Raw genomic sequence first — 22,363 nt, 5'->3', positions numbered from 1 at the left:
TCGGCGGCAAAGAAAAAGAGATAAACTACGTGCCTCTGCTGCGCGTAGGGCTGCTGGCGGGCAAAAGAGGCGTCAACCGCTCGCTGCTTGGAGCGACGGAATTCCCCCTCATCAGGGCGGGGGAGGAGCGCACATTCAGCTTCGTCTACGACCCGAAAAACTGCGACTACAACTACGGCGTGGCGGTACGGGCCTTCTCGCCCTACCTCTTCGCCTCTGAACAGCGCGACCCCAGGAGCCAGTATAAGGTCCTCTGGAACTCCATCGAAAACAACGGCGGCGGCGGTTCCGGCGGCGGATGCGGTGTCGGCCTCGGAGCGCTTGCGCTCCTCGCCCTCCTGCCGCTGGCATGGAGGAAGAAAAGGTAAGACGAAAAAGGAATAAGGCAGGATAGAATAAAAACAGGTAAGACAAGCAAAAACGGCAGGACACGGCAAGAGAGACAGGGCGGGGCAAAGCAAAATAAGTAAAACAAAGGCAAAAAAAGCAACACTGAATGTATAAGGCAAGTCAGAAAGACTAAGCCACGAATCAAGTCCGGAGACGACGAGAGAGCCACCCTCCCGCCCATCCGGGCTTGATTCGTAACGACAGGATAACTCCCAACGCCGCCAGGCTCCGGCTCGGAGGCCGGAGCGGCAAAATAAAACCAAGCCGTCTTTCAGTCACTCCGGGCTTGACCCGGAGTCGAGCGTCTTTTGGGCCTGCCGCTGGCCATTATTGATGCGTTTACCCTGATATTTCGTTCGCGGCGCTTGCATATCGCGGTGCGTTGTGGTAGTATTTTTCAGTTGATTGGTATCAATGGGTTTTAAGCAGAGGATGCCCCTCTCGCCTGCTGACGCTTTCAGTTGTCAGGCCGCCCCCGTGAAGATATTTCAAGGGCCAGGGTGCATTCTTATGTATCCGGGCTCTTTTTGTATGAGCAGATAAATTTTTCAGGAGGTGCAATACCATAGCAAACACAAGGGAAGACGAACCCCGCGTAAATTCCGAGATAAGATCGCCGGAAATTCTCCTCATTGACGAGCAAAACGCCAAGCGCGGAGTGGTAAGTATTCAGGAAGCTCTCAAGATGGCCGAGGCCGCGGAGCTGGACCTCGTTGAGGTCGCGCCCCAGGCGAAGCCGCCCGTATGCCGCATTATGAATTACGGGAAGTTCCGCTTCCAGCAGCAAAAACGCGACAAGGACGCGCGTAAGAAACAGAAGAACCAGGTCGTCAAAGAGATCAAGATGCGTCCGAAGATAGACCTGCATGACTATGAGTTCAAGGTGAAGGCGATCCAGACCTTCCTTCTGGCGGGACACCGCGTCAAGGTATCCATTTTCTTCCGCGGACGTGAGATGGCCTTCCTCGACAGAGGGCGCGAGGTTTTGAAAAAAGTCATCGCCGCCGTCTCCGAGTTCGGCAAGGTAGAGATGGAACCGCGCATGGAGGGCTCTTACATGAGGATCATGATAGCGCCCGCCGCCGAGGCCCCGGTGAAGAAGCCGGAGACCGCCGCGGAGCCCAAGCCCCAGACGGAGGGAAGCGCCGCGGCTCCGGTGAAGGCGCAGAGGGTCAAGAAGGACGTTCTGCCCGACGCCGACCAGATATAAAATTCAAGTTACCCTCTCTGGGGTAAGAATATTAGAGGAGGACAAGCAACATGCCTAAGATGAAAACACATTCCGCAACGAAAAAGCGCTTTAAGATAACCGGTTCGGGCAAGGTGAGCTTTAAGAAGAGCGGCCGCGGACATCTTCTTTCTTCAAAGAACTCAAAGCGTCTCCGTACGCTGAGGAAGAAGGGTATTCTCCCGACAGGGGTAGAGGCGCACGTAAAGAAGATGCTCCCCTACGCGTAAAGCGCAGCTTCGGTTAATCAGATAAATTTCAAGGAGTGACATATAATGCGAGTAAAGGGATCCAGCGCCAGCCGCAATAAGCAGAAAAAATTATACAGCATCACGAAGGGTTTTTGGGGCCGCAAGAAGAATGTCTACCGCCGCGCCCGCGAAGCCTACCTGCACGCGCTTACGAGCGCCTTCGCAGGCCGCAAGCTCAAGAAGCGTGACTTCCGCAAACTGTGGATAGTCCGTATCAACGCCGCCGCCCGCGTGAACGGCATCGCCTACAGCGCGCTCATCAACGGCCTCAAGAGAGCGAACATCACGATAAACCGCAAGATGCTCGCCGACCTCGCCGTCAATGACGCGCCCGCCTTCGCACAGCTTGTTGAAAAGGCGCGCGCGGCTCTGTAAATAGACCTGTTTTTTATGTAGCGAGTGTGGAAGACGTTGCGTTTTCATACCTCTTACAAGGTGGAAAGAGTCATACTTTCAGGGTTCCTGCTGGTAATACTGGCGGGAGCCTTTCTCTTATGGCTCTCTAATAATTTTGTCTACGCCAAGCCCCTCTCGCCCGTCGACGCGCTCTTTATGGCGACGTCGGCGGTCTGCATCACGGGGCTTGGCGTCGTGGATATCGCAACGGATTTCGGCCTGCTATCGCAGATAATTATGATGGGGCTCATCCAGATCGGCGGCCTCGGGATCATGACGGGGATGATGCTGATCTCTATCGCCGTGGGGCGCAGGATAGGGCTGCGGAGCCGCATCTTCTTTCTTGGAGGGCTAGGTGTAGACGGCGTGCAGGGGGCGATCACGCTCTTTTTCACGGTGATAAGGTACACGCTTTTCTTCGAGGGGCTGGGCAGCATCGTGATGTTTGCCGGTTTTCTGCTCGGCGGCGAAGATGTGCTGCGGGCCGCCTATCTGGCGGTCTTTCATTCGGTGAGCGCCTTTTGCAACGCGGGTTTTTCTCCCTGCATCGGCGGACTGCACGATTATAAGACGACGCTGATCATCCCCGGGACGGTGATGTCGCTGATCGTCATGGGCGGGCTGGGTTTTCCAGTGTTTGCCGAGTGCGCGAATTATGTTAAGTGCCGTAAGCGGCATTGTCTCTCCGTCTACGTGAAGCTGGTGCTGCTGATAACCGGCGGTCTGCTGGTTGGCGGCACGGCGCTGCTTATGCTCTCGGACTGGAACGCCGCCTTTAAGGACCTCCCCGCGTGGGCTAAGGTCTGGAACGCCCTTTTCGCGAGCGTCACGGCGAGGACTGCCGGTTTTGAGACGGTGCCGAGCGGCGCGCTCTCCGGGCTTGGCCAGGCCATTATGATCGTGCTGATGATAATAGGAGCCTCTCCGGCTTCGACCGGCGGCGGCGTAAAGACGATGACCTTCGGCGTGCTGGCGGTCTCCGTCTGGAGCGAGCTGCATATGCGCGGCGAGCCGACCTTCCTGAACCGCGGCATTTCGGAGCGCACGGAGCGCCGCGCGCTTTCGGTGATCGCGATCTATCTTTTTACGATACTTGCGGGTTCGATGCTGCTTACGCTGATAGAGGAGATGCCGTTTTCGTCGATAATCTTTGAGGTAGCCTCGGCGCTCGGCACGGTCGGGCTGACGGTCGGCATCACCACGGAGCTCTCCACGGCGGGGAAGCTCGTGATAACGCTTCTGATGTTCTGGGGAAGGGTGGGGCTTTACTCATTCATCTCCACGCTGGTTACCGCAGACGGGGATTCGGGGATACATTATCCTAGTACGCATATTCCGATAGGTTAAAGGGGTGTTATCCATGGATAGAAAAAAGAAGAAGAGTTTTCTGATTATCGGCCTCGGCCGTTTCGGGACCGCGCTCTGTGAAAAGCTGGCGAATCTTGGCCAGAACGTCATCGGTATCGACAGTATGCCCGGCCCGGTCATGGAGCTTTCCGATAAGATCGCCGTCGCCGCGCAGCTGGATGTCACCGATGAGAGTTCTCTGCGCAAGATCGGGGCCACCCAGGTCGACGTGGCGGTGGTGACGATCGGCGAGGCGGTGGAGCACAGTATTCTCTGCACCTCGCTGCTTGTCGATATGGGGGTGCCGGTGGTGGTCGCGCGCGCCTCGAATAAGCTGCACGCGAAGGTGCTTGAGCGCGTAGGCGCGCATAAGGTGATCTCGCCGGAGTGGGATATGGGTTCGCGTATCGGCGAGCTGCTCGTCTATCCGTGGTATTCTGCCTTCACTCGCATCGACGGCGGCAATTTCGTACTCGGAAAGATCCAGCCGCTGCCGGAGATGATCGGCCGTGATATGGCGGAGCTTAAATTTTCACAAAAATACAAAGTTATTGTTATACTTATGGAGTATGAGGGCATGCAGCATACGCCTCTGCCCACGCGTCCCTTTGAGAAGGGGGACCGGATGTGGGTGCTGGGGCATGTCGAGGAGATGGACAGGCTTATTGATAAGAGCGACGTCTCCGGCCTCATCGATATGAAGGAGATAAATTTACCAGGCGCGTCGCAATAGCGCCGCTTGCAGGAGGCAGGATTTATGCAGGAACACGATGGAACTAAGGGGCCGCAGGGCGGAGACGGCGGCCTTCTTGAACACCTTGAGAAGATAAAAGAGGCGGGACTGGAAAAGATAGCGCAAAGTTCTCTGCCCGATCAACTACAGCTGGTCCGCGCTAACCTTATCGGACGCAAGGGCGAGCTGACAGAGATATTGAAGAGCGTGGGACAGGCCGCGCCAGAGCTTCGCAAGGTGCTGGGACAGGCGGCCAACGAGGTGAAGCAGATCATCAGCGAAGCGGTGGAGAACCGCAATTCGGAGCTGCTGGACACGCTCTCCGCCTTTGAGGGAGCCGCGGATATCACGGTTCCCGGCATTGAGCCGTTTCAGGGGGGGCTGCATCCGGTCACACAGATGTGCTACGATCTTAACGACGCCTTCCGTTCTCTCGGCTTCGAGGTCTTTGCCGAGCCCGAGATAACGAGCGAGAAGTTTGCCTTTGACAACCTGAATTTCGCTCCCGAGCATCCGGCCCGCGAGAGTATGGACACCTACTGGCTCAAGGGACACGACGATGAGCGCGGCGCGAAGCGGCTGTGTCTGCGTCCGCATCTCACGGGGGCCAGCGTCCGCTACCTCCGCGAGCACGGAGCGCCCGCGCGTTTCGTCTACCCGGGCCGCGTCTACCGCAATGAGACGACGGACGCCCGCCACGAGCGCGCCTTTTTCCAGTATGAGGCGCTCATCGTCGATAAGGATTTTTCTTTTGCCTCCGGCATGGTCCTGATTAAGACGATACTTGAAAAGGTTTTCGGCCACGAGGTCGACGTGCGTATGCGTGTCGGATTTTTCCCCTTCGTCGAGCCGGGTTTTGAGATAGACATGAAGTGTCAGGTCTGCGGCGGCGCGGGCTGCCGCGTCTGTAAGCATGTCGGCTGGATAGAGGTGATGCCGGGCGGCACGCCGCACCCCAACGTGCTCAAGGCGGCGGGACTGGACCCATCTGTATGGTCGGGCTTTTATATCAATATCGGCCTTGACCGTCTTGTGATGATGCGTTACGGCGTGGACGACGTACGTCTCTTCCACAGCGCCGACCTGCGTTTCCTGAAGCAGTTCAAGTAGGAGGGTGATATTATGAAGTTATCATTAAACTGGATAAAGAAATATGCCGACCTTCCTGCCGATCTGACGATGGCCAAGCTCTCATATGATTTGACGATGTCGACGGTGGAGGTCGAGGACGCCGTAAGCCTCGCCGATAATCTCGCGGGGCTTGTCGTGGGGCGCATCCTGACCGTGGAACCGCATCCCGACGCCGATAAGCTGCGCGTCTGCACGGTGGACGTGGGCGACCCCGCGCCCTCGACGATCGTCTGCGGCGGCGTGAATCTCGCCCCCGCGCAGCTCGTCGCCGTGGCGAAGCCCGGCGCCTGGGTGAAGTGGCACGGCGAGGGTGACCCCATCGAGATAAAGCCCGCGAAGCTGCGCGGCGTGATGAGCTTCGGCATGATCTGCGCCTCGGGCGAGATCGGTCTCGCGGAGCTTTTCCCGACGACGCGGCACTCTGAAATAATGGATCTCAGCGATTTTGAAGCGAAACCTGGCACGCCTCTCGCCGAGGCTCTGGGCCTTGACGATATCATTCTTGAGATAGACAACAAATCGATGACGAACCGCCCCGACCTGTGGGGCCACTATGGAATGGCGCGCGAGCTTGCCGCCATTTACAAGTGCCCGCTGAAGCCGATCGAGGCGGCGGAGTTCACCGGCATAACGGAGGAGCTGAAGGTCGAGATAAAGGATACGGAGCGCTGCGCCCGTTACGCCGGCCTTGTGATAGAGAATATCAAAAACGTCCCTTCTCCCTTTGAGCTCAAGAGCCTGATTTGGCGCGTTGGTATGCGTCCCATCAATCTTCCCGTGGATATCACGAACTATGTGATGCTTGCCACGGGGCAGCCGACCCACGGCTTCGACCGGAAGCATATCGCGGGCGGCATCTATGTGCGCCGCGCCTATGAGGGAGAGAAGCTGCAGCTGCTTGACGGAGAGACGCTCGACCTCACGACGGAGGACCTCGTCATCGCCGACGAGAAGTCGCCGGTGGGGCTTGCGGGGGTCATGGGCGGAAAGCTCGACTCGATTCTGGATGATACGACGGAGCTTATCTTAGAGGTCGCGAACTTCGAGGCTCTCGGCATCCGCCGTACTTCGCAGCGCTTTGACGTGCGCACGGAGGCCTCGGCGCGTTATGAGAAGAGCCTTGACCCGCAGCGCGTTGACGACGCGGTGGTGATCGCAGTGGAGGCCTTCAAAAAATATTTCCCCGAGATGCGGATAACGGCCCATACGGATGTCTATCCACGGCCGCTTGAAAGGGCCCGGGTCGAGGTGGATCTCGGCTTCCTGCGCAGGCGTCTGGGAAAGGATATCTCCTCGGAGGAGATCGTCGGTATTCTCTCGCTGCTCGGCTTCAAGACCGAGGTTCGCGGCGGCAGCCTCCTCGTTGAAGCGCCCTCGTGGCGTTCCACGGGCGATATTTCGCTGCCCGACGATATTCTCGAAGAGGTCGCGCGCCTCATGGGCTATGAGAATTTTGAGTTCTCGCCGCCGACGGTGCTGCTCGACAGGGCGGTCAATCAGCGGGTCCCCGATATGGAGCGCGCGATACGCGAGTATCTCGCCTTCCGCTGCAATATGCAGGAGGTTTTCACCTATCCGTGGATCGGGGACGAGTTTGTCGCCGCCGCCGGCGCGGATACGGAGGAGATGCTTGAACTTTCGACGCCGCCCGCGCCCGACGAGGCGAAACTGCGCTCCACGCTCGTCCCCGGCCTGCTGAAGGCGGTGTCGACGAATATCCGCTATTTCACGGATTTCCGCCTCTTTGAGATGACGCAGGTCTTTTTCAACCGGAATTTCCACAGCGTCAGCGAGGCGGCCGCGGAGGCCGGAGAGCTTCTTCCCGAGATGGCGCGCCACCTCGGAGGGGCCTTCGTAGGCGGCGACGCGAGGCAGCTCTTCCGCGAGGCCAAGGGTGTGCTGGAGTATATGCACCGCGCCGCGCAGATGGAGCCGCTTGGCTTTGCCCAGCTGAAGAAGCCTCTGTGGGCCGATGAGAAGCTCTGGGTCAACGTCATGAAGGGGCAGGAGATGATCGGATCGCTCGCGCTCGTTTCTCCGAAGTGCGCCAAGGCCTCCGGCATCAAGCGCAGCCTCGCGGTGGTCTTCGAGCTGGATGTTGAAAAGCTGGTTCCGCTGCCCTCGCGCCAGAACGAGTTTACCCATCTGCCGGAGTACCCGCTCGCGGATTTCGACCTTTCGATCGTCTTTGACGAGAATGTGGCCTGGTCGGAGATCGAGGCCATCGCGAGAAAGGCCGAGCTTGTCAGGGATGTGAGGTTTATCGACGAGTACCGCGGCGCGCAGGTGGGAGAGGGACGCAAATCAGTCTCATTCAGGATCTGGGTCGGCTCCGACGGTGGGACTCTCACCTCCGAGCAGATAGAGAATGTTTCAAAACAGGTAATCAAAAAGATCGGCAAAAAATTCGGCGGCGATGTCCGCGGAGCACAATAGTCTGATAGACTAGAGGGGAGATTTTCTCCCCTCTGGGATGATCTCACGGACGAAAGAATTTTGGAGGTGCTTAGAAAATGATGGAACAGTTTGAAAGGGTCAACGAGGCGCTTGACCGTCTTGAGGAGATGCTTAGCGGCATGAAGGCGAAGAACGACACGCTCTGCCGCGAGATAGCCGAGCTTAAGGGCATAATAGAGGACCGCGATCTTGAGATCATGCAGCTCCAGGAGGATGCCGAGAAGCTGGTGGCGGCGAGCAGGGCCGAGAAGGAAGAACTCGGAAGCTGCCTCGAGGGGCTCCTCGGACGCATGGGCAAGCTGACGGCCCAGGAACAGACTGCTGCGAACGAAGAGCGGCAGTAAGCGGCGGGAACTCTTAACCGATGGATGAAACGCACGAGATCAAATCTTTAGGCGACGGAAAGTATTCCTTCTGGATAGGCCGTCAGAGATACACGCTGACCACAAAGCTGGAGGCGGCGCGTTTCTTCCGTATCGTTGAGAGCGCCAGGGAACTGGTGGAGGCCTTTCCTCCGAATCTCAGCCAGGACGAACGGCTCTTTCTCGCCCTTATGGCGCTCTCTCATCAGGTGGAAGAGCTGAGCCTCCGTATCGGTGAGATATCGGATAAATTCAGCGAACAGGACAGTGATCCCGTGTGAGCCTTAGCGGCTGGAACTATTGGGATATATTTTTTATCATCCTCGGGTGCTATTTTATCATCCGGGGTTCCTTTCGTGGTTTTGTCGGAGAGGTGATAACGCTTGTGGGCTTTCTCGCCTCGTTTTACCTCTCCTTTCATTACTCCGGGGGAATCGGACGCTTTCTGTCCGTGACGATGGGGCTCAACGCCTATATGGCGCAGGCCGCGGCGGCGGTGCTGATTTGGCTTTCAGTGACGCTCATCGCGGCGATGCTGCGCATGATATTGAAGAGTCTCATCGGCGCGGCAAGTCTCGGAGGGATAGACAAGCTTCTGGGGCTTTTCTCCGGCGTCATCAAGAGCGTGATCGTGGTCTATGTGGTGATAACGGGTGGGCTGCTGCTCGCGCCGGTAGTCACTCCGACCTGGATGTCGCAGAGCGATATCCTGCGTTACGCGGGGCGGAGCTGGCCGCAGTTCCGCGCGATGTTTATCGACCTTGACCTGCTGCCGGAGGGCACGACGCTGCCGGACGGCACGCTGGAGCAGATATTGAGGCCCTACCGGACTGGCGACGGGGGGCCGGAGGGGTATGATCCCACTCCCGGCCGTACTTAAGCGCCGCCGGTTAGATGTACCGTATGTGTCACGCGCGGCCCAGGCCGGAGGCTCCGACTTATTGATATACGCCTTCGCCCCAGCTCGCTTAGCGGCTGACACATCTAATCAGCGGAAGGTACGTTGGTTAATAATTTGAGAAGATTAAAAGCAGGAACAAAATGTTTATAGAAAAAGCTGCCTACAGCAGTCTGGAAATTTCAAAGGTGATGGAACTGGTCTCACGGCGCTGCCGCAGTGAGATAGGGGCGCTTGTGGCGCGGAATATCGCTCCGGCTTTCGATATGGCGGAGCTTAAGCGGCGTCAGGCGCTCTATATGGATGTGGAAAGATACCGCGGCTATAAGGGAGAACTGCCGTGGATAAATGATATAGTCTCCGTCGCTTTTATGCTTGAGATGGCGGAGGAGAACGGCCTGCTCTCCGGCGAGGAGCTGGTGAAGATACGTCTGCTGCTCACCCTTTCGGGAAGGATGAGGGAGGCCCTCTCCGCCGCGCGCGAGGAGTATCCGAACTTCGGCATACTGCTGCGCGATATGCGCGACTTTTCGGAGGAGACGCGGATGCTCGCCGTCATCGACGACGACGGCCATCTTTACGACTACGCCTCGGAGAAGCTCTCCGCGCTGCGCCAGCAGATGCGGGGGCTCAAGGATACCGTGCGCCGCCGCGGACACGCGCTGCTGAACGATCCCGCGATCGCGGGGATGCTCCAGGAGCGGGTGCTTACGCTGCGTAACGGACGCTATGCCTTTCTTGTCCGGCAGGACGCGCTGTCGCAGTTCCCCGGTTCGGTCATAGACCGCTCCGGCTCCGGGAACAGCGTCTATATGGAGCCGCGTTCGCTGCTGTCGCTCAACAACGAGTACAGCAAGCTTTACGGCGAGGAGATGCTTGAGGAGACGCGTATCTTCCGTGAGTTCACGGCAAAGCTGATCAACCGCAAAAAGGGTATCATTGACACGGAAAATGTTCTCGGGACGGTGGATCTCTTCTACGCGCTTTCCGAGATGACGCGTATATATAAGTGGCGTCTGCCGGATCTTGATCCGCGCACGCTCTTTTCTTTCGTCCGCGCCCGCCATCCGCTGCTCGGCGACAGGTCGGTGCCGATAGAGATAAGGTGCGGCGGGGATTTTCGTATCCTCGTCATTACCGGCCCCAACACGGGCGGCAAGACGGTCGCGCTCAAGACCGCGGGCGTCTGTATTTACTTCGGCTGGCTCGGCTTCCCGATACCGGCGGGGGAGGGTTCCCTGCTCGGCGACATCGGCGAGCTTTTTACCGATATCGGCGACGAACAGAGCATAGAGCAGAGCCTTTCGACATTCAGCGCGCATGTCACCCATGTGACGGAGATACTTGACCGGGTGACGCCGCGTTCCGTCGTCATGCTTGACGAGCTTGGTGCGGGGACGGACCCTGAGGAGGGGGCGGCGCTCGGCATCGCGCTGCTTGACTGGCTGCGTGAGGAAAAGGCTCTTGTCCTTGCCACGACGCACCATAATCCGATAAAGCGTTTTGCCCTGACGACCGAGGATATTGAGACGGCGAGCGTCGAATTTGACAGCGCGACGCTTTCGCCGACCTATAGGATTTTGATCGGCATACCGGGACGCAGCAACGCGCTGCTGATCGCCGGCAAGCTCGGCATGCGCCGCTCGATCATCGAGAGGGCGGAGCGGGCGATCAACGGGCGCGAGATATCGATGGAGGATCTTATCGGCGAGCTTCACGAGAAGCGCGCCGCGCTGGAACGCGAGGCAAACGCCGTTGAGGCCTCGCGGAAGAAGCTGGCCGCACTTGAAAAGGATTACGAAGCGAAGATAAAGGCGATCGAGGAGAAGCGCGACGCGCTGATCGCCAACGCCGACAAGAAGGCGCTTTCAATCGTGCGCAACGCCGAGGATTCGGCGCGCGCACTGATAAAGAATATGGAGAACGCGCAGGCGGAGTCCGAGGCGCGCCGTGAGCTTGAAAAGAAGCGCAGCCATTTCCAGAAGATAGAGAGATCTGCGATAAAGCGCGAGGAGCAGAAGACGAGCGTCGAGTCCGTTGCGGCTACGAGCCATGAACTGAAGGCCGGAGATACTGTGCAGGTGATCGGCACCAGCAAGAGCGCCACGGTGATAGAGGTGAAGGGCAAGAAGGCCCGTATACAGGCGGGCATCGCGGAGATCGAGGTGCCGCTCACGAAGCTGAAGGTGATCACGAGAAAGTCTCCTGACAGGGCCCCGCAGGCCCAGGTGCAGATAAAGGTTTCGCGTCCAGTCGGCGTGCCGTCGTCGATAATGGTGCGCGGCATGACGATAGACGAGGCGCTCCCGATGGTGGAGCAGTATCTTGATCAGGCTTACTGCGCCGGTTATGACACCGTCACCGTGATACACGGACGCGGCGAGGGTATTCTGCGCCGCGAGGTGCAGGAGCTATGCAAGCGCGTTCCCTATATCGCGGAGCATAATCTCGGCGGCCCCGGCGAGGGCGGCTATGGCGTGACGATCGTGAAGTTTAGAAGATAAAGCGTTATGGATATATTTAAGGATTCCCCTGTCATAGTAAGAGGCGGCGGCGATCTCGCCACCGGCGTTATATACCGGCTCCGCGTGGCCGGCGTTCCGGTGCTTGTGCTTGAGACGGAGCATCCGCTGGCCGTGCGCCGCGCCGTCTCCGTCTGCGAGGCCGTCTATGAGGGACGCTGCCGCGTCGAGGATATGGAATGCCGCCTCATCTCCTCGCTTGACGAATTTGATCCGGCCGTCGTCGGCGTTCTGGTCGACCCGCGCGGCGATTCTATAGCTGCCCTTCGCCCGCGGATTCTCATTGACGCGATCATGGCGAAGCGTGCCACGGGGACGGAGCGCGGTATGGCCCCCGTGACGATCGCCCTCGGCCCAGGTTTCAGCGCGCCGGAGGACGTCCTTTACGTTATTGAGACGATGCGCGGCCACAGCCTGGGACGGGTAATCACGAAGGGCGCGGCGATTCCCGACACTAAGAGGCCCGGCGTGATCATGGGCTACGGTATCGAGAGGCTGCTGCGCGCTCCGGCGGAGGGACGTCTGGTTCCCCGCAAAGGTATCGGCGACCCCGTCGAGGCGGGCGAGACGCTTGGCGAGATATCTGGGCATCCGGTCCGGGCGAATATTTCCGGCGTGATCCGCGGTCTTATTCATCCCTCCGTGGAGTGCCGGTATGATATGAAGATCGGCGACGTCGACCCGCGCGGCGCGGCGGATTACTGCTTTACGATATCGGATAAATCCCTCTCGATAGCGGGCGGCGTTATGGAGGCCATAAGCCGTTCGGCCCGCTGACAGCGCGGAAAATCCCCCTTTCTTTTACGTTACGTTCCTGTTACATTTGCTCAACACATCGTTAACATCGTAAGTCTATACTCCTAGGTACAACAACTTAGGAGGAATACAGATGAGAAAGTTAGTAACAGCGTTTATAGCACTTGTGGTTCTTTCCGCCGCGACGATGGCGATGGCGGCCCCGATCGTAATGGACGGTTCTACGACGGTCCTGCCCTTCGGACAGGCGGCGGTCGAGCAGTTTATGAAGGAAAACGCGGGAGTCAAGTTCTCCGTCTCCGGCACCGGTACCGGCAACGGTTTCAAATCGCTTGCCGACGGCAGCGCCCAGATCGCGAACGCCTCGCGCTTCATAAAGGATTCGGAGATCAAGAGCTGCATGGATAAGAATATCTATCCCGTACCCTTCGCGGTCGCGCTCGACTGCATCGTCCCCATCGTCCACAAAGATAACCCCGTCAAGGGACTCTCACACGCACAGCTTAAGGATATATACTCCGGCAAGGTGACGAACTGGAAAGAGGTCGGCGGCGCCGACGCCCCTATCGTAGTCGTCGGACGCGACACCAGCTCCGGCACTTACGGCACCTGGCAGGAGATGATCATGGATAAGGGCGAAAAGACCCGCGTGACGCCGAAGGCCCAGGTCGCCTCTTCAAGCGGCGCGATGCTCTCTTCGGTCAGCAAGAACAAAAACGCGATCGGCTATGAGGGAATGGGCTACGTCAACAAGACGGTCAAGGGGCTCCAGGTCGACGGCGTGAGCGCGACGGCTGCCACCGCGCGCAACGGCAAATATCCCCTTTCACGCTACCTCTACATGTTCACAAACGGCTGGCCCAAGGGCGAGGTGCTTGACTTCATCATGTACATGCAGAGCGACGCCGGACAGAAGATCGTAAACAGCACTGGGTTCGTATCACTCCGCGAGCTTAAGAAATAACCTATCGTCAACAGGAGAGGACGGACAGCCCATGAGTGCATTGACAAAGGCCGAACGGCCGGCGAAGAAACAGGCCTTCGGAGGAAGGGGAGACAGGATAATGTCACGCACGGTCTTCTGCGTGGCGGTGACGGGAATCATCGTCCTGGTTTTCATTCTCGGCTTCCTGATCGCGAATGGGCTGCCGGTACTCAAAACGGCTTCACTTAAAGAGATTTTCTTTTCAAGAGAATGGTATCCGACTGAGGAACCACCAGCACTGGGGATGGCGGCGCTTATAGCGGGAACGCTCGCCGCCACCCTTCTTTCCAGCATCATCGCAATACCCGCGGCGCTCGCGCTCGCGGTTTTTACCGCGGAGATAGCTCCCCGCAAACTGAGAAACTTCTTCAAGGTCCTGCTTGAGATACTCGGCTTTCTGCCCTCGATAGTCCTCGGCTTTATTGGCATGATGCTGATCGCGCCCTGGATGCAGGATACGCTGGGTATCGCGAGCGGGCTCAACCTGCTCAACGCTTCGATACTTTTGGGATTTTTGATAATACCGGTGGTCGCCTCACTCTCTGACGAGGCGCTCGCCACGGTCCCCCTTGAGCTTCGGGATGCCTCTTACGCGCTCGGAGCGACAAGGATGGAGACGATACAGAAGGTGGTCTTCCCCAGCGCGCTGCCCGGGATAATCGCCTCGGTGCTCCTCGGCGTGATGCGCGCCCTCGGCGAAACGATGGTCGTGCTGATGGCCGCCGGCGGCGCGGCGATCATTCCCACGCTGTTTACGGAGCCGGTACGGCCGCTCACCTCGACGATCGCCGCCGAGATGGGAGAGACGCCGGTGGGCAGCGTCCACTATTACGCGCTCTTCTTCGCGGGGCTCATTCTTCTGGTGATGACGCTGATGATAAATCTGGCTTCACTCTATATTGAAAAAAGAGGTACAAAGAGATGAACCGTACTTTTATGCGCAAGATATACGACAGGCTGATGACTCTCGTCCTATGCCTCTTCGCGCTGCTGCTCGTGGCGGTTATCGGCGCGGTCGCCGTCTACCTGATAAGGAACGGCGCGTCTACCCTTTCATGGGAGTTTCTCACCGAGCCTCCCAAGGACGGCATGCTGGCTGGCGGGATACTGACGCCGCTGGTTGGTACGATGCAGCTGGTGCTCGTCTCAATGGGGGTGGTGCTTCCCGTAGGCATCATGACGGGGCTCTATTTCGCGGAGTATGCTAAAGATACCTGGATCGTCAGACTCATGAGGATATCGATCCGCTCGCTGGCGGGCGTTCCTTCGGTAATTTTCGGTCTCTTCGGCCTCTCGCTCTTCGTCGTCTTTATGCAGTTCGGCTCCTGTCTGCTTTCAGCGGGGCTGACGCTGGCATGCCTCTCTCTGCCGCTCGTGGTCACGGTGGCGGAACAGGCCTTTCTCGCGGTGCCTCAGGATTACCGCGACGCCTCCTACGCGCTCGGCGCGACGAAGTACCAGACGATAATCAAGGTCGTGCTGCCCTCGGCGGCCTCGACGATAATCACGGGCACCATTCTTGCGGTAGGCCGCGTCGCCGGCGAGACGGCGCCGATAATGTTCACGGGCGCCGCATACTTCGCGCCGGAGATTGCCAAAAGCGTCTTCAGCCAGGTTATGGCGCTGCCATACCACATATATGTTCTCGCCACCTCGGCGACGGACCCCGAGGCGGCGGCCCCGATAGAGTACGGGGCGATACTGGTGCTCATCGGACTTGTAATGGGAACGAGCGCGGTGGGAGTGATAGCGCGCGCCCGTCTCGCGGAAAGGAACGGAAGATAGATGGATTACACATCGGTGAACAACGAAAGGTTTGAAGCGGCCGCCGACGCGAAGCAGATGTCGGTCAAGATACGCACGCGCGGCGTCGACCTCTACTACGGCGACAGGCAGGTGCTGAAAAACATCACCTTCGACATGGGAGAGAATATGGTGACGGCCTTTATCGGCCCCTCCGGCTGCGGCAAGAGCAGCTATCTACGCTGCCTCAACCGGATGAATGATTTTATATCGTCGGCGCGTGTAGAGGGTATAATTGAATTTGACGGGGAAAATATTCTGGCGGACGATACGGACGTCATCGCGCTGCGGCGCAAGGTGGGGATGGTTTTCCAGAAACCGAATCCCTTTCCGATGTCGATATATGACAATATCGCCTACGGCCCGCGTCTGAACGGTGTGAAGGACAAGGGACGTCTCGACGAGATAGTAGAGAACAGCCTTCAGGGGGCGGCGCTCTGGGATGAGGTTAAGGACAAGCTGAAAAGTTCCGGGACGGGGCTTTCCGGCGGCCAGCAGCAGCGCCTCTGCATCGCGCGCGCCATAGCGACTCAGCCCGACATCCTGCTGATGGACGAGCCGACGAGCGCCCTAGACCCGATGTCGACGGCGCGCGTTGAGGAGCTTATCAGTGAGCTCAAGCGGGACTATACAGTCGTTATCGTTACGCACAACATGCAGCAGGCGGCGCGAATCTCGGACTATACGGCCTTCTTCCTTCTCGGCGACCTGATCGAATACGACAGGACGGCGAAGATGTTCACCTCGCCGCACGATAAGCGTACGGAAGACTATATTTCGGGACGTTTCGGCTAATAAATAAAGGGTCAGGGGGATTGCAGTGATGGATGCGATAAACACAAGAAAAAGAATAGAGGAAGACCTTTCTCTTCTGAAGAACATGATATATCGTATGAGCGGGCTGGCCGCCGAATCGATTGAAAGGGCGGTCTGGGCGCTTAAAAACAATGACGCGGAGATGGCGCAGAAGGTGATTGCCGACGGCGACGTCATCGACGATCTTGAAGAGAAGCTTGACGCGGCCTGTATGGAATTCGCGGCGCGCTACCAGCCGCTTGGCGAGGATCTGCGCGTCGTCGTCAGCATAATGCACATAGCGGTCGACCTTGAGCGCATCGGCGACTACGGCGAGAATATCGCGAAGGTGACGCTCTCGCTCTGCAAACTACCGCAGCTCAAACCGCTTATCGACATACCGCGCATGGTGGAGACCATTAAAGAGATGCTGCGGCTCTCGATGACGGCGATAGAGACCCATGACGGCGAGGCGGCGCTCAGGGTATTCCCGATGGACGACGAGGTGGACGACCTGGAAAAACAGATCATGCGCGAACTGCTGCTGCTGATCATGGAAAAGCCGGAGCGTATCGAGCAGTCCTTCAATTTGATGAACGTCTCCAAGACGCTCGAGCGCGCGGGGGACCACGCGACGAACGTCGCCGAACGCATGGCCTACATGTATACGGGACGGCCTGTGAAGGCCAGCAGCTACCGCCGTAAGAAGATGGCATAGGACGATGACGCAGAAGATACTGGTCGTAGACGACGAAGAGAGCCTCGCGGAATTTGTCTGCCGCGCTCTGAGGCAGCAGGGGTATAAGACCGTCTGCGCCTTTGACGGCGACTCCGCTCTCTCCCTGATATATGAAGAGCTGCCGGATCTTGTGATACTTGACCTCATGCTGCCGCTGATGGACGGCTGGGAGATTTGCCGGCGTGTGAAGTCTGATACGGAGACGAAGCATATCCCTATCCTCATGCTTACGGCGCGCAGCTCCGCCGAGGATGTCGTGCAGGGGCTCGACCTCGGGGCCGACGACTACATGCGCAAGCCCTTCCCGCTGGACGAGCTGCTCGTGCGCGTCCGCGTATTGCTGCGGCGCACCCAGCAGCAGGCCGATATCCGCAAGATCATCGAAAACGGCGCCTTCAAGCTGGATACGGTGGAGAAGGAGGCCTGGCTGCGCGGTTCGCTGATCGACCTGAGCCCGACGGAGTATTCGATACTCGAGGTGCTCGCGCGGCGCATGGGCCACACCGTTTCGCGCGAAGAGCTGCTGCGGCGGATATGGGGTATGTCCAACTGTGACACTCGCACGGTGGACGTCCACCTCTCGCGTCTGCGCAAGAAGCTTGACGACGGCAGGAGGCCGATGCTCTCCGCGCAGACGCTGCGCGGCCGCGGGTACCGGCTCGTCTGGGAGGAGGGGCAGGAATGAGCTTCAGTAAGCTGACGCTGAAGAAAAAGATCGCCATCCTCATGACGCTGGCGGTCTCCGTCATCGGCCTCGCGGCCTGGATAATAATTTACCACGCGGAGCGCAGCGACAGCATCGAATATACGCGCACGATGCTCTCCCGTTATCTGGACCTTATGGCCGTTTCAGGAGAGGAGAAGGGAGTCGCGGGAATAAAGAATATCTCCGGCATCTGGACCGCCCTCTATCCTGACGGACGCGTCACCGTCGTTGGCCTCAACGGCGAGGTGGTGACGGATACGAAGGCCGACGCCTCGCAGATGGAGAACCACTACACGCGCGGCGAGGTGATAGGGGCCTTTGAGAGAGGCGAAGGGTCGGAGCTGCGCTACAGCAAGACGCAGCGTGAATGGCAGATATATATGGCGAAGAGGGTCATCACCCCGGGCAGCCCCGGTGAGGTCTATGTGGTGCGCCTCTCTTACCCGGTGGCGAAGCTATCGGGACTCATAAAGAACGTCACCATACCCTTTATCAAATACTTCACACTCATTCTGATATTGGTCTGGCTCGGAACATACCTTGTCCTGCGCCTGATCCTGACGCCGCTCAATTCTCTGAGCCAGGCAGCCTCGCAGATAGCCAGGGGCGAGAAGGCGCGCTTTCCCATAACCAACGACGACGAGATACAGGCGCTCTCCAATACGCTGAACTCCATGCAGGACTCGCTGCAAAAGACGATACGTGAGGCGCAGGAACGCAAGGAGGAGCTCGCCCAGCTTGTGGGCGCGCTGCCGATTGGCGTCATTCTCATCGACGATGAAAAGAAGATACGCTACATAAACAAAGAGGCCTCGACGATCTGCGGGCAGAGCGAGCTCCCCGCGCGCGGCTCCTCCGTGGAGCTGATACTGCCCTCCAACGAGCTTTACTTCATGCTGGACGAGCCCGACACAACGCGCACGCTGTCAATCATGCGCAGCGGCGCGATGGCGATGCAGGTGGAGGCGACGACCCTGAGGCTGCCGCGCGGCAGACTCATCGCCCTTCAGGATCTCACAGAAAAGGCGAAGCTCGAAGAGGTGCGGCGCGACTTTTTCATCGACGCGGGACATGAGTTCCAGACCCCGCTTGCGATAATCCGCACCGGTCTGGAGCTGCTCAAGAGCTCTCCGCAGATGAACGGTCCCGAACGCTCCGAGGATGTCGAAACGATAGACAGCCTGCTGCGGCAGCAGGAGCGGATCAGCGGACTTGTCGACGACCTTTTGCTGCTGGTGCGCCTTGACGCCGATCCGATGCGCAAAGATGTGGCCGACGTTGACCTTGTGGGAGTCGCGGAAGAGGTAAAGGACGAGATCGCGGTGCTGCCGCAGTCCAAAGAGACGGAGATCGAGATAACGGCTCCTACGGGCGGCGCACATGTGGTGGGAGTCTACGAGGATATGCGCCGGGCGCTGCTGAATATTATGGAAAACGCGCAGAAATATATCCAGTTCAGTGACAGCCCCGCCGGCATCATTAAGGTATCGCTCTGTGAAGAGGGCGGTATGTGGCGGCTCACGGTCGACGACAACGGCCCCGGGGTCGCCGAAAATGAGCGGAAGCTGATCTTTGAACGCTTCCGGCGCGGCGACAGCCACAGGGCGCGTGGCAGGAAGAAAAGCGGCGGCTACGGCCTCGGCCTCTCGATCTCACGGAGGATAATTGAGCGCCACGGTGGCACCCTTGAGCTTAGGGAGTCCGAGCTCGGAGGTACGGCCTTCGTAATCAGGCTACCGAAGTAAAATATCGATCACATCCGCGGCTTCGCTTTCGTCGCCTGTAAAGGCGTCGATTAGCAGGGAGCCGCGGATTATATATGTATGCCAGACAAAATTGAACTCACTGTTGCGGAAGAACACCCTCACGGAATTGAAGCCGCGCCGCCAGCCCCGCGCCTCCTCCGGCGTCGCCATCATTTCGGCGGCGGAGAGGGCCTGGTGTTCGCTCAGTTTAACGGGCAGCTCGCGGGGAATGCAGGGAAAATCCGGCGCCGCGCAGGGCCGGATATCGGCGTCGGAGATTACGGCCCTGCCGTTTGAGGCGTCTACGACGATCGTTTTTGTGACGAGGCTGACGCCTGCGAAGAGCCCCCGCGACATGATGTTCGCGGGAAAGAAATATGCCGGAGAGAGTATTATTTTGTCGCCCTCGGCGGGCATGACTTTGAGCGGAAGAAAACAATCGGGAGCCTCTTTCATAACCTCACCGTCCAGACTGAAAGATAATAGAACCGATAATAAAAGTGCCCTTTACGGGAACTCCAGCTCCCCCATGGCACCCGCGAGATTCCGCTTATCGCTGCTTCCTTCCGGACCTGACGAGGTTCACGGGCTCGCGCCGCATGGGACTGGAGTGCCCGTAAAAGGCACATCGACAATCTTTGGACATAATAATGGCGGAGAGGATGGGATTTGAACCCATGGAAGAGTTTGACCCCTTCACTCACTTTCCAGGCGAGCTCCTTCGACCGCTCAGACACCTCTCCGCGTGCGCCGTTACTATATCGTCATATCGACGGGGGATATTATATCTTATTGCGGGGGTGATGTCAAAAGGGTAGAAGAGGGTAGGGGCCGCTTTTCGGTCATTTAAAATGAAGTCTTTCGATCAGAGTGAGCAAAAGCGATAAATCTTTTTCCGAAAGTCCTGAAATTCCCTCCCGGGCGCTCTTCACAAGAGCGGGGTGGTCGATCTCCTCATTGAAAAAATCGCTTGGAGTGACGTCAAGATACTTGCAGATGTATAAAAATTCCGCCATGGAGGGCAGGCTGCGCCCGCTCACGATGCTCTGCATGTAACTTCTGCTGTGCCCAAGATCAAGGCTCATCTTATATTCTGAGACGCCTTTTTTTATTCTCAGTTCGGTGATTCGTTTTCTGATAAATTCACTGTCCAATTTTTTTCACCTCACCTGCTGTCAATTTTATGGTGAGTGCGAGATTAATGTTAACGCTATAATCATTAATTAGAGTCTTATTAACATCTTATATGTTGTATAATGGAGAAGCGTATATATGGTTGCTGCTGCAAGCAGCCGCGGGAAATGACATTCATTGCCGCGGACGGGGAAAGGAATATGTTTTTATGACAGAAACGGTGAGGAAACCGGCTGTGTTTAATGGAACGAGTTTATACAATACAGATAAAATGCTGTCTGGGATGCTGGACCTGACCGCTTCGACTCTTTATATAGCTGATCTTCCCAGCAGGACCCTCTATTTGTGGGACGCCAAAGAGCATTGCTGCGCTAAAATTCCCGGCGGCGGTGATATTACCAAGCTCTTTTTTCAGTACTGCGGCGGGTCATGCGAGGAGACCGACGAAGCCCTTGCCGCGTTTGTCGAGGGGATGTTCAAAGGCAGAGAGCGTGACCGCATGATCTGCAGCTTTTCAGCCGCCGGCGGCGAGCGGTGGCGTGCTGAGGTATCGTATAAAAGTCTCATAGAAGACTCAGGCGGCCATAGCAGGTCTGTCTGCCTCATGCGCAGGCTGCGGATGGAGGAGGAGACAAGATCTTTCTGCGCCGAACATAGGGCCTGTCTTGACGATTGGCTCAATCGCGGCATTAAAAACGGTTTTGTAAAGCTCTATCTGCAGCCGAAGATGAATTTGACGCGTCAAGAGATAACCGGCGCCGAGGTGCTGGCGCGTTATGAAGATCCTCGTAAGGGGCTGCTTGCGCCCGACGATTTTATCCCTCAGCTGGAAGATGCGGGACTGATAGGGGCGCTTGACCTTTACATTATGGAGCGAAGTTACCGTCTGCTTTGTGACTTCCGGGCTGCTGGTCTGAAACTTGTCCCATTATCCGTCAACTTTTCAAAGAAGACCCTGCTTGCCCCAGGTATCCTTGACGAGGTGGAGAGGATTGGGGCCGGTTTCGGGGATCTGCGGGAATATATGGAGATCGAGGTTACGGAGAGCGTGGGGAATGTTTCACGTCCCGACTTCGCCGCGGCCTGCACGGCTCTTCGTGCCGCAGGATACAGGCTCGCCCTTGACGATTTTGGCAGCGAATATTCCAATCTCTATATGATGCAGGCCTTCCGCTTCGACGTGATAAAGATAGACAAGGCCGTAGTGGCGGAGGTCGCGGATAATGAGATCAGCCGGGCGCTCGTGGAGAGTACCGTGAATATCTGCGGCAAACTTGACATCGGCTGTATCGCGGAGGGCGTCGAAAGTAAAGATCAGGCGGAGATACTGGCCGCCCTCGGATGCCCCGACGTGCAGGGGTATCTCATCGACAGACCGCTGCCCAGCGAGGAGTTCGCCGTGAAATATCTCGGCGGCCGGTAGCGGCGGCGCCTATTTTTTTGCCGCCCTTGCCCTTCTTTTTTCAATGAAAAACTTTTGCAGCATCTCCGCGCATTCCGTGCCCAGCACGCCGCCGGTCACGCCGCAGCGGTGATACATCCGCGGATCGCCGGGTATCTCATAAAGCGAGCGGCAGCCGCCGGCCTTTGGGTCCTTCGCGCCGAAGACGATCCGTCCCATACGGCACTGGACGAGCGCCCCCGAGCACATGACGCAGGGTTCCAGCGTCACATAGATTGAGCATCCGTCAAAGCGCCATGAATTTATCCTCTTCGCCGCCTCCGTCATCGCCGTGATCTCCGCGTGTCCAAAGGGCGAATTGTCGCGGCTGCGCACGTTATGCCCGCGGCCGAGTATCTCTTCGCCGCGGACCACCACCGCGCCCACCGGTATCTCTCCGCATTCAAGCGCGCGGCGCGCCTCCCTGATCGCCTCTTTCATATAAATAATATCATCCATCTATGGCGGCTCCCCGTTTCTTGTGATATACTTATTAGCGCTTCATGCGTGCCTGTAGCTCAGCTGGATAGAGTGCCGCCCTCCG

General features: G+C 57.9%; 24 protein-coding genes, 1 tRNA gene and 1 other RNA gene. 21 read left to right on the top strand and 5 right to left on the bottom strand.

All coding sequences use genetic code 11. The features are described 5' to 3' along the window. The 20 genes from LIO98_RS11270 to LIO98_RS11175 all read left to right on the top strand — a co-directional run. Positions 1 to 368 (top strand): Synerg-CTERM sorting domain-containing protein (locus LIO98_RS11270; RefSeq protein WP_291957019.1); only part of this gene is annotated, 368 nt, incomplete at its 5' end. Between the two features lie 587 nt (positions 369 to 955). Beyond that, positions 956 to 1,600 (top strand): translation initiation factor IF-3, encoded by a 645-nt coding sequence (gene infC, locus LIO98_RS11265; protein ID WP_291957034.1) that lies wholly within the window; start codon positions 956 to 958, stop codon positions 1,598 to 1,600. A gap of 50 nt (positions 1,601 to 1,650) precedes the next feature. Continuing rightward, positions 1,651 to 1,848 (top strand): 50S ribosomal protein L35, encoded by a 198-nt coding sequence (gene rpmI / locus LIO98_RS11260; protein WP_066745577.1) that lies wholly within the window; start codon positions 1,651 to 1,653, stop codon positions 1,846 to 1,848. A gap of 45 nt (positions 1,849 to 1,893) precedes the next feature. Further along, complete coding sequence (rplT, locus tag LIO98_RS11255; RefSeq protein ID WP_084002394.1) at positions 1,894 to 2,244, top strand: 50S ribosomal protein L20; 351 nt, start codon at positions 1,894 to 1,896, stop codon at positions 2,242 to 2,244. A gap of 60 nt (positions 2,245 to 2,304) precedes the next feature. Then, the gene (locus LIO98_RS11250) at positions 2,305 to 3,612 is read left to right on the top strand and encodes a potassium transporter TrkG (RefSeq protein ID WP_291957013.1); all 1,308 of its coding nucleotides are present in this window, start codon (positions 2,305 to 2,307) and stop codon (positions 3,610 to 3,612) included. Between the two features lie 13 nt (positions 3,613 to 3,625). Then, positions 3,626 to 4,345 carry a TrkA family potassium uptake protein gene (locus LIO98_RS11245; RefSeq protein ID WP_291957010.1) on the top strand — a complete coding sequence of 240 codons (720 nt, stop codon included), beginning with the start codon at positions 3,626 to 3,628 and terminating at the stop codon, positions 4,343 to 4,345. A gap of 24 nt (positions 4,346 to 4,369) precedes the next feature. Further along, a complete protein-coding gene (locus LIO98_RS11240) occupies positions 4,370 to 5,455 on the top strand; it encodes a phenylalanine--tRNA ligase subunit alpha (RefSeq protein ID WP_291957007.1) in 1,086 nt (361 codons plus the stop codon). A 12-nt stretch (positions 5,456 to 5,467) separates the two neighbouring features. Next, positions 5,468 to 7,912 (top strand): phenylalanine--tRNA ligase subunit beta, encoded by a 2,445-nt coding sequence (gene pheT / locus LIO98_RS11235; protein ID WP_291957004.1) that lies wholly within the window; start codon positions 5,468 to 5,470, stop codon positions 7,910 to 7,912. A gap of 77 nt (positions 7,913 to 7,989) precedes the next feature. Further along, positions 7,990 to 8,277, top strand: a complete 288-nt coding sequence (locus LIO98_RS11230) for a hypothetical protein (protein ID WP_291957001.1) — start codon at positions 7,990 to 7,992, stop codon at positions 8,275 to 8,277. Between the two features lie 20 nt (positions 8,278 to 8,297). Continuing rightward, the gene (locus LIO98_RS11225; protein ID WP_066745556.1) at positions 8,298 to 8,576 is read left to right on the top strand and encodes a hypothetical protein; all 279 of its coding nucleotides are present in this window, start codon (positions 8,298 to 8,300) and stop codon (positions 8,574 to 8,576) included. Continuing rightward, a complete protein-coding gene (locus LIO98_RS11220) occupies positions 8,573 to 9,175 on the top strand; it encodes a CvpA family protein (protein ID WP_291956998.1) in 603 nt (200 codons plus the stop codon). Before LIO98_RS11225 ends, LIO98_RS11220 begins: the two co-directional genes overlap by 4 nt. Positions 9,176 to 9,336: 161 nt before the next feature. Beyond that, positions 9,337 to 11,697 (top strand): Smr/MutS family protein, encoded by a 2,361-nt coding sequence (locus LIO98_RS11215; RefSeq protein WP_291956995.1) that lies wholly within the window; start codon positions 9,337 to 9,339, stop codon positions 11,695 to 11,697. A 6-nt stretch (positions 11,698 to 11,703) separates the two neighbouring features. Then, positions 11,704 to 12,492 carry a selenium-dependent molybdenum cofactor biosynthesis protein YqeB gene (gene yqeB / locus LIO98_RS11210; protein WP_291956993.1) on the top strand — a complete coding sequence of 263 codons (789 nt, stop codon included), beginning with the start codon at positions 11,704 to 11,706 and terminating at the stop codon, positions 12,490 to 12,492. A gap of 112 nt (positions 12,493 to 12,604) precedes the next feature. After that, complete coding sequence (locus tag LIO98_RS11205; protein WP_291956988.1) at positions 12,605 to 13,435, top strand: PstS family phosphate ABC transporter substrate-binding protein; 831 nt, start codon at positions 12,605 to 12,607, stop codon at positions 13,433 to 13,435. 31 nt (positions 13,436 to 13,466) lie between these two features. Beyond that, positions 13,467 to 14,381 (top strand): phosphate ABC transporter permease subunit PstC, encoded by a 915-nt coding sequence (gene pstC / locus LIO98_RS11200; protein ID WP_291956985.1) that lies wholly within the window; start codon positions 13,467 to 13,469, stop codon positions 14,379 to 14,381. After that, positions 14,378 to 15,241: a phosphate ABC transporter permease PstA gene (pstA, locus tag LIO98_RS11195; RefSeq protein WP_291956981.1), complete on the top strand. Its 864-nt coding sequence runs from the start codon at positions 14,378 to 14,380 to the stop codon at positions 15,239 to 15,241. Before pstC ends, pstA begins: the two co-directional genes overlap by 4 nt. Positions 15,242 to 15,298: 57 nt before the next feature. Further along, positions 15,299 to 16,054 (top strand): phosphate ABC transporter ATP-binding protein PstB, encoded by a 756-nt coding sequence (gene pstB, locus LIO98_RS11190; protein ID WP_066749220.1) that lies wholly within the window; start codon positions 15,299 to 15,301, stop codon positions 16,052 to 16,054. Positions 16,055 to 16,082: 28 nt separating this feature from the next. Further along, complete coding sequence (gene phoU, locus LIO98_RS11185; RefSeq protein WP_291956978.1) at positions 16,083 to 16,772, top strand: phosphate signaling complex protein PhoU; 690 nt, start codon at positions 16,083 to 16,085, stop codon at positions 16,770 to 16,772. 4 nt (positions 16,773 to 16,776) lie between these two features. Next, complete coding sequence (locus LIO98_RS11180) at positions 16,777 to 17,478, top strand: response regulator transcription factor (protein ID WP_291956976.1); 702 nt, start codon at positions 16,777 to 16,779, stop codon at positions 17,476 to 17,478. Next, positions 17,475 to 19,244, top strand: coding sequence for an ATP-binding protein (locus LIO98_RS11175; protein ID WP_291956974.1), 1,770 nt, complete (start codon positions 17,475 to 17,477; stop codon positions 19,242 to 19,244). The genes LIO98_RS11180 and LIO98_RS11175 overlap by 4 nt, the downstream gene beginning before the upstream one ends. Here LIO98_RS11175 and LIO98_RS11170 read toward each other — a convergent pair. From LIO98_RS11170 to LIO98_RS11155, 4 genes are all read right to left on the bottom strand, one after another. Next, positions 19,233 to 19,700: a hypothetical protein gene (locus LIO98_RS11170; RefSeq protein ID WP_291956971.1), complete on the bottom strand. Its 468-nt coding sequence runs from the start codon at positions 19,698 to 19,700 to the stop codon at positions 19,233 to 19,235. The genes LIO98_RS11175 and LIO98_RS11170 overlap by 12 nt on opposite strands. A 56-nt stretch (positions 19,701 to 19,756) precedes the next feature. Beyond that, an RNA gene (gene ffs, locus LIO98_RS11165) (signal recognition particle sRNA small type) lies at positions 19,757 to 19,856 on the bottom strand. Positions 19,857 to 19,895: 39 nt separating this feature from the next. After that, positions 19,896 to 19,987, bottom strand: a tRNA-Ser gene (locus LIO98_RS11160). Positions 19,988 to 20,086: 99 nt separating this feature from the next. Continuing rightward, positions 20,087 to 20,398, bottom strand: a complete 312-nt coding sequence (locus LIO98_RS11155; RefSeq protein ID WP_066745525.1) for a helix-turn-helix transcriptional regulator — start codon at positions 20,396 to 20,398, stop codon at positions 20,087 to 20,089. Positions 20,399 to 20,661: 263 nt separating this feature from the next. Between LIO98_RS11155 and LIO98_RS11150 the strand changes: the two genes are divergently transcribed. Continuing rightward, positions 20,662 to 21,801 (top strand): EAL domain-containing protein, encoded by a 1,140-nt coding sequence (locus tag LIO98_RS11150; RefSeq protein ID WP_291956967.1) that lies wholly within the window; start codon positions 20,662 to 20,664, stop codon positions 21,799 to 21,801. Positions 21,802 to 21,810: 9 nt separating this feature from the next. Here the strand turns inward: LIO98_RS11150 and tadA are convergent, their stop codons facing one another. Beyond that, on the bottom strand, positions 21,811 to 22,278 hold the full coding sequence (tadA, locus tag LIO98_RS11145; protein ID WP_291956964.1) for a tRNA adenosine(34) deaminase TadA: 468 nt from the start codon (positions 22,276 to 22,278) through the stop codon (positions 21,811 to 21,813). Between the last annotated feature and the right edge of the window lie 85 nt (positions 22,279 to 22,363).

Origin of the sequence: Cloacibacillus sp., from assembly GCF_020860125.1 — a bacterium.
In the GTDB taxonomy this organism is placed as follows: Bacteria; Synergistota; Synergistia; order Synergistales; family Synergistaceae; genus Cloacibacillus.
This window is presented reverse-complemented; position numbering and strand designations above follow the sequence as displayed.

Bases quoted from the DNA above. Each gene is read 5' to 3' on its own strand.
- rpmI (WP_066745577.1), top strand. From the start codon at position 1,651: ATGCCTAAGATGAAAACACATTCCGCAACGAAAAAGCGCTTTAAGATA.
- rplT (WP_084002394.1), top strand. From the start codon at position 1,894: ATGCGAGTAAAGGGATCCAGCGCCAGCCGCAATAAGCAGAAAAAATTA.
- LIO98_RS11245 (WP_291957010.1), top strand. From the start codon at position 3,626: ATGGATAGAAAAAAGAAGAAGAGTTTTCTGATTATCGGCCTCGGCCGT.
- LIO98_RS11240 (WP_291957007.1), top strand. From the start codon at position 4,370: ATGCAGGAACACGATGGAACTAAGGGGCCGCAGGGCGGAGACGGCGGC.
- pheT (WP_291957004.1), top strand. From the start codon at position 5,468: ATGAAGTTATCATTAAACTGGATAAAGAAATATGCCGACCTTCCTGCC.
- LIO98_RS11230 (WP_291957001.1), top strand. From the start codon at position 7,990: ATGATGGAACAGTTTGAAAGGGTCAACGAGGCGCTTGACCGTCTTGAG.
- LIO98_RS11225 (WP_066745556.1), top strand. From the start codon at position 8,298: ATGGATGAAACGCACGAGATCAAATCTTTAGGCGACGGAAAGTATTCC.
- LIO98_RS11215 (WP_291956995.1), top strand. From the start codon at position 9,337: ATGTTTATAGAAAAAGCTGCCTACAGCAGTCTGGAAATTTCAAAGGTG.
- yqeB (WP_291956993.1), top strand. From the start codon at position 11,704: ATGGATATATTTAAGGATTCCCCTGTCATAGTAAGAGGCGGCGGCGAT.
- LIO98_RS11205 (WP_291956988.1), top strand. From the start codon at position 12,605: ATGAGAAAGTTAGTAACAGCGTTTATAGCACTTGTGGTTCTTTCCGCC.
- pstC (WP_291956985.1), top strand. From the start codon at position 13,467: ATGAGTGCATTGACAAAGGCCGAACGGCCGGCGAAGAAACAGGCCTTC.
- pstA (WP_291956981.1), top strand. From the start codon at position 14,378: ATGAACCGTACTTTTATGCGCAAGATATACGACAGGCTGATGACTCTC.
- pstB (WP_066749220.1), top strand. From the start codon at position 15,299: ATGTCGGTCAAGATACGCACGCGCGGCGTCGACCTCTACTACGGCGAC.
- phoU (WP_291956978.1), top strand. From the start codon at position 16,083: ATGGATGCGATAAACACAAGAAAAAGAATAGAGGAAGACCTTTCTCTT.
- LIO98_RS11180 (WP_291956976.1), top strand. From the start codon at position 16,777: ATGACGCAGAAGATACTGGTCGTAGACGACGAAGAGAGCCTCGCGGAA.
- LIO98_RS11175 (WP_291956974.1), top strand. From the start codon at position 17,475: ATGAGCTTCAGTAAGCTGACGCTGAAGAAAAAGATCGCCATCCTCATG.
- LIO98_RS11170 (WP_291956971.1), bottom strand. From the start codon at position 19,700: ATGAAAGAGGCTCCCGATTGTTTTCTTCCGCTCAAAGTCATGCCCGCC.
- LIO98_RS11150 (WP_291956967.1), top strand. From the start codon at position 20,662: ATGCTGGACCTGACCGCTTCGACTCTTTATATAGCTGATCTTCCCAGC.
- tadA (WP_291956964.1), bottom strand. From the start codon at position 22,278: ATGGATGATATTATTTATATGAAAGAGGCGATCAGGGAGGCGCGCCGC.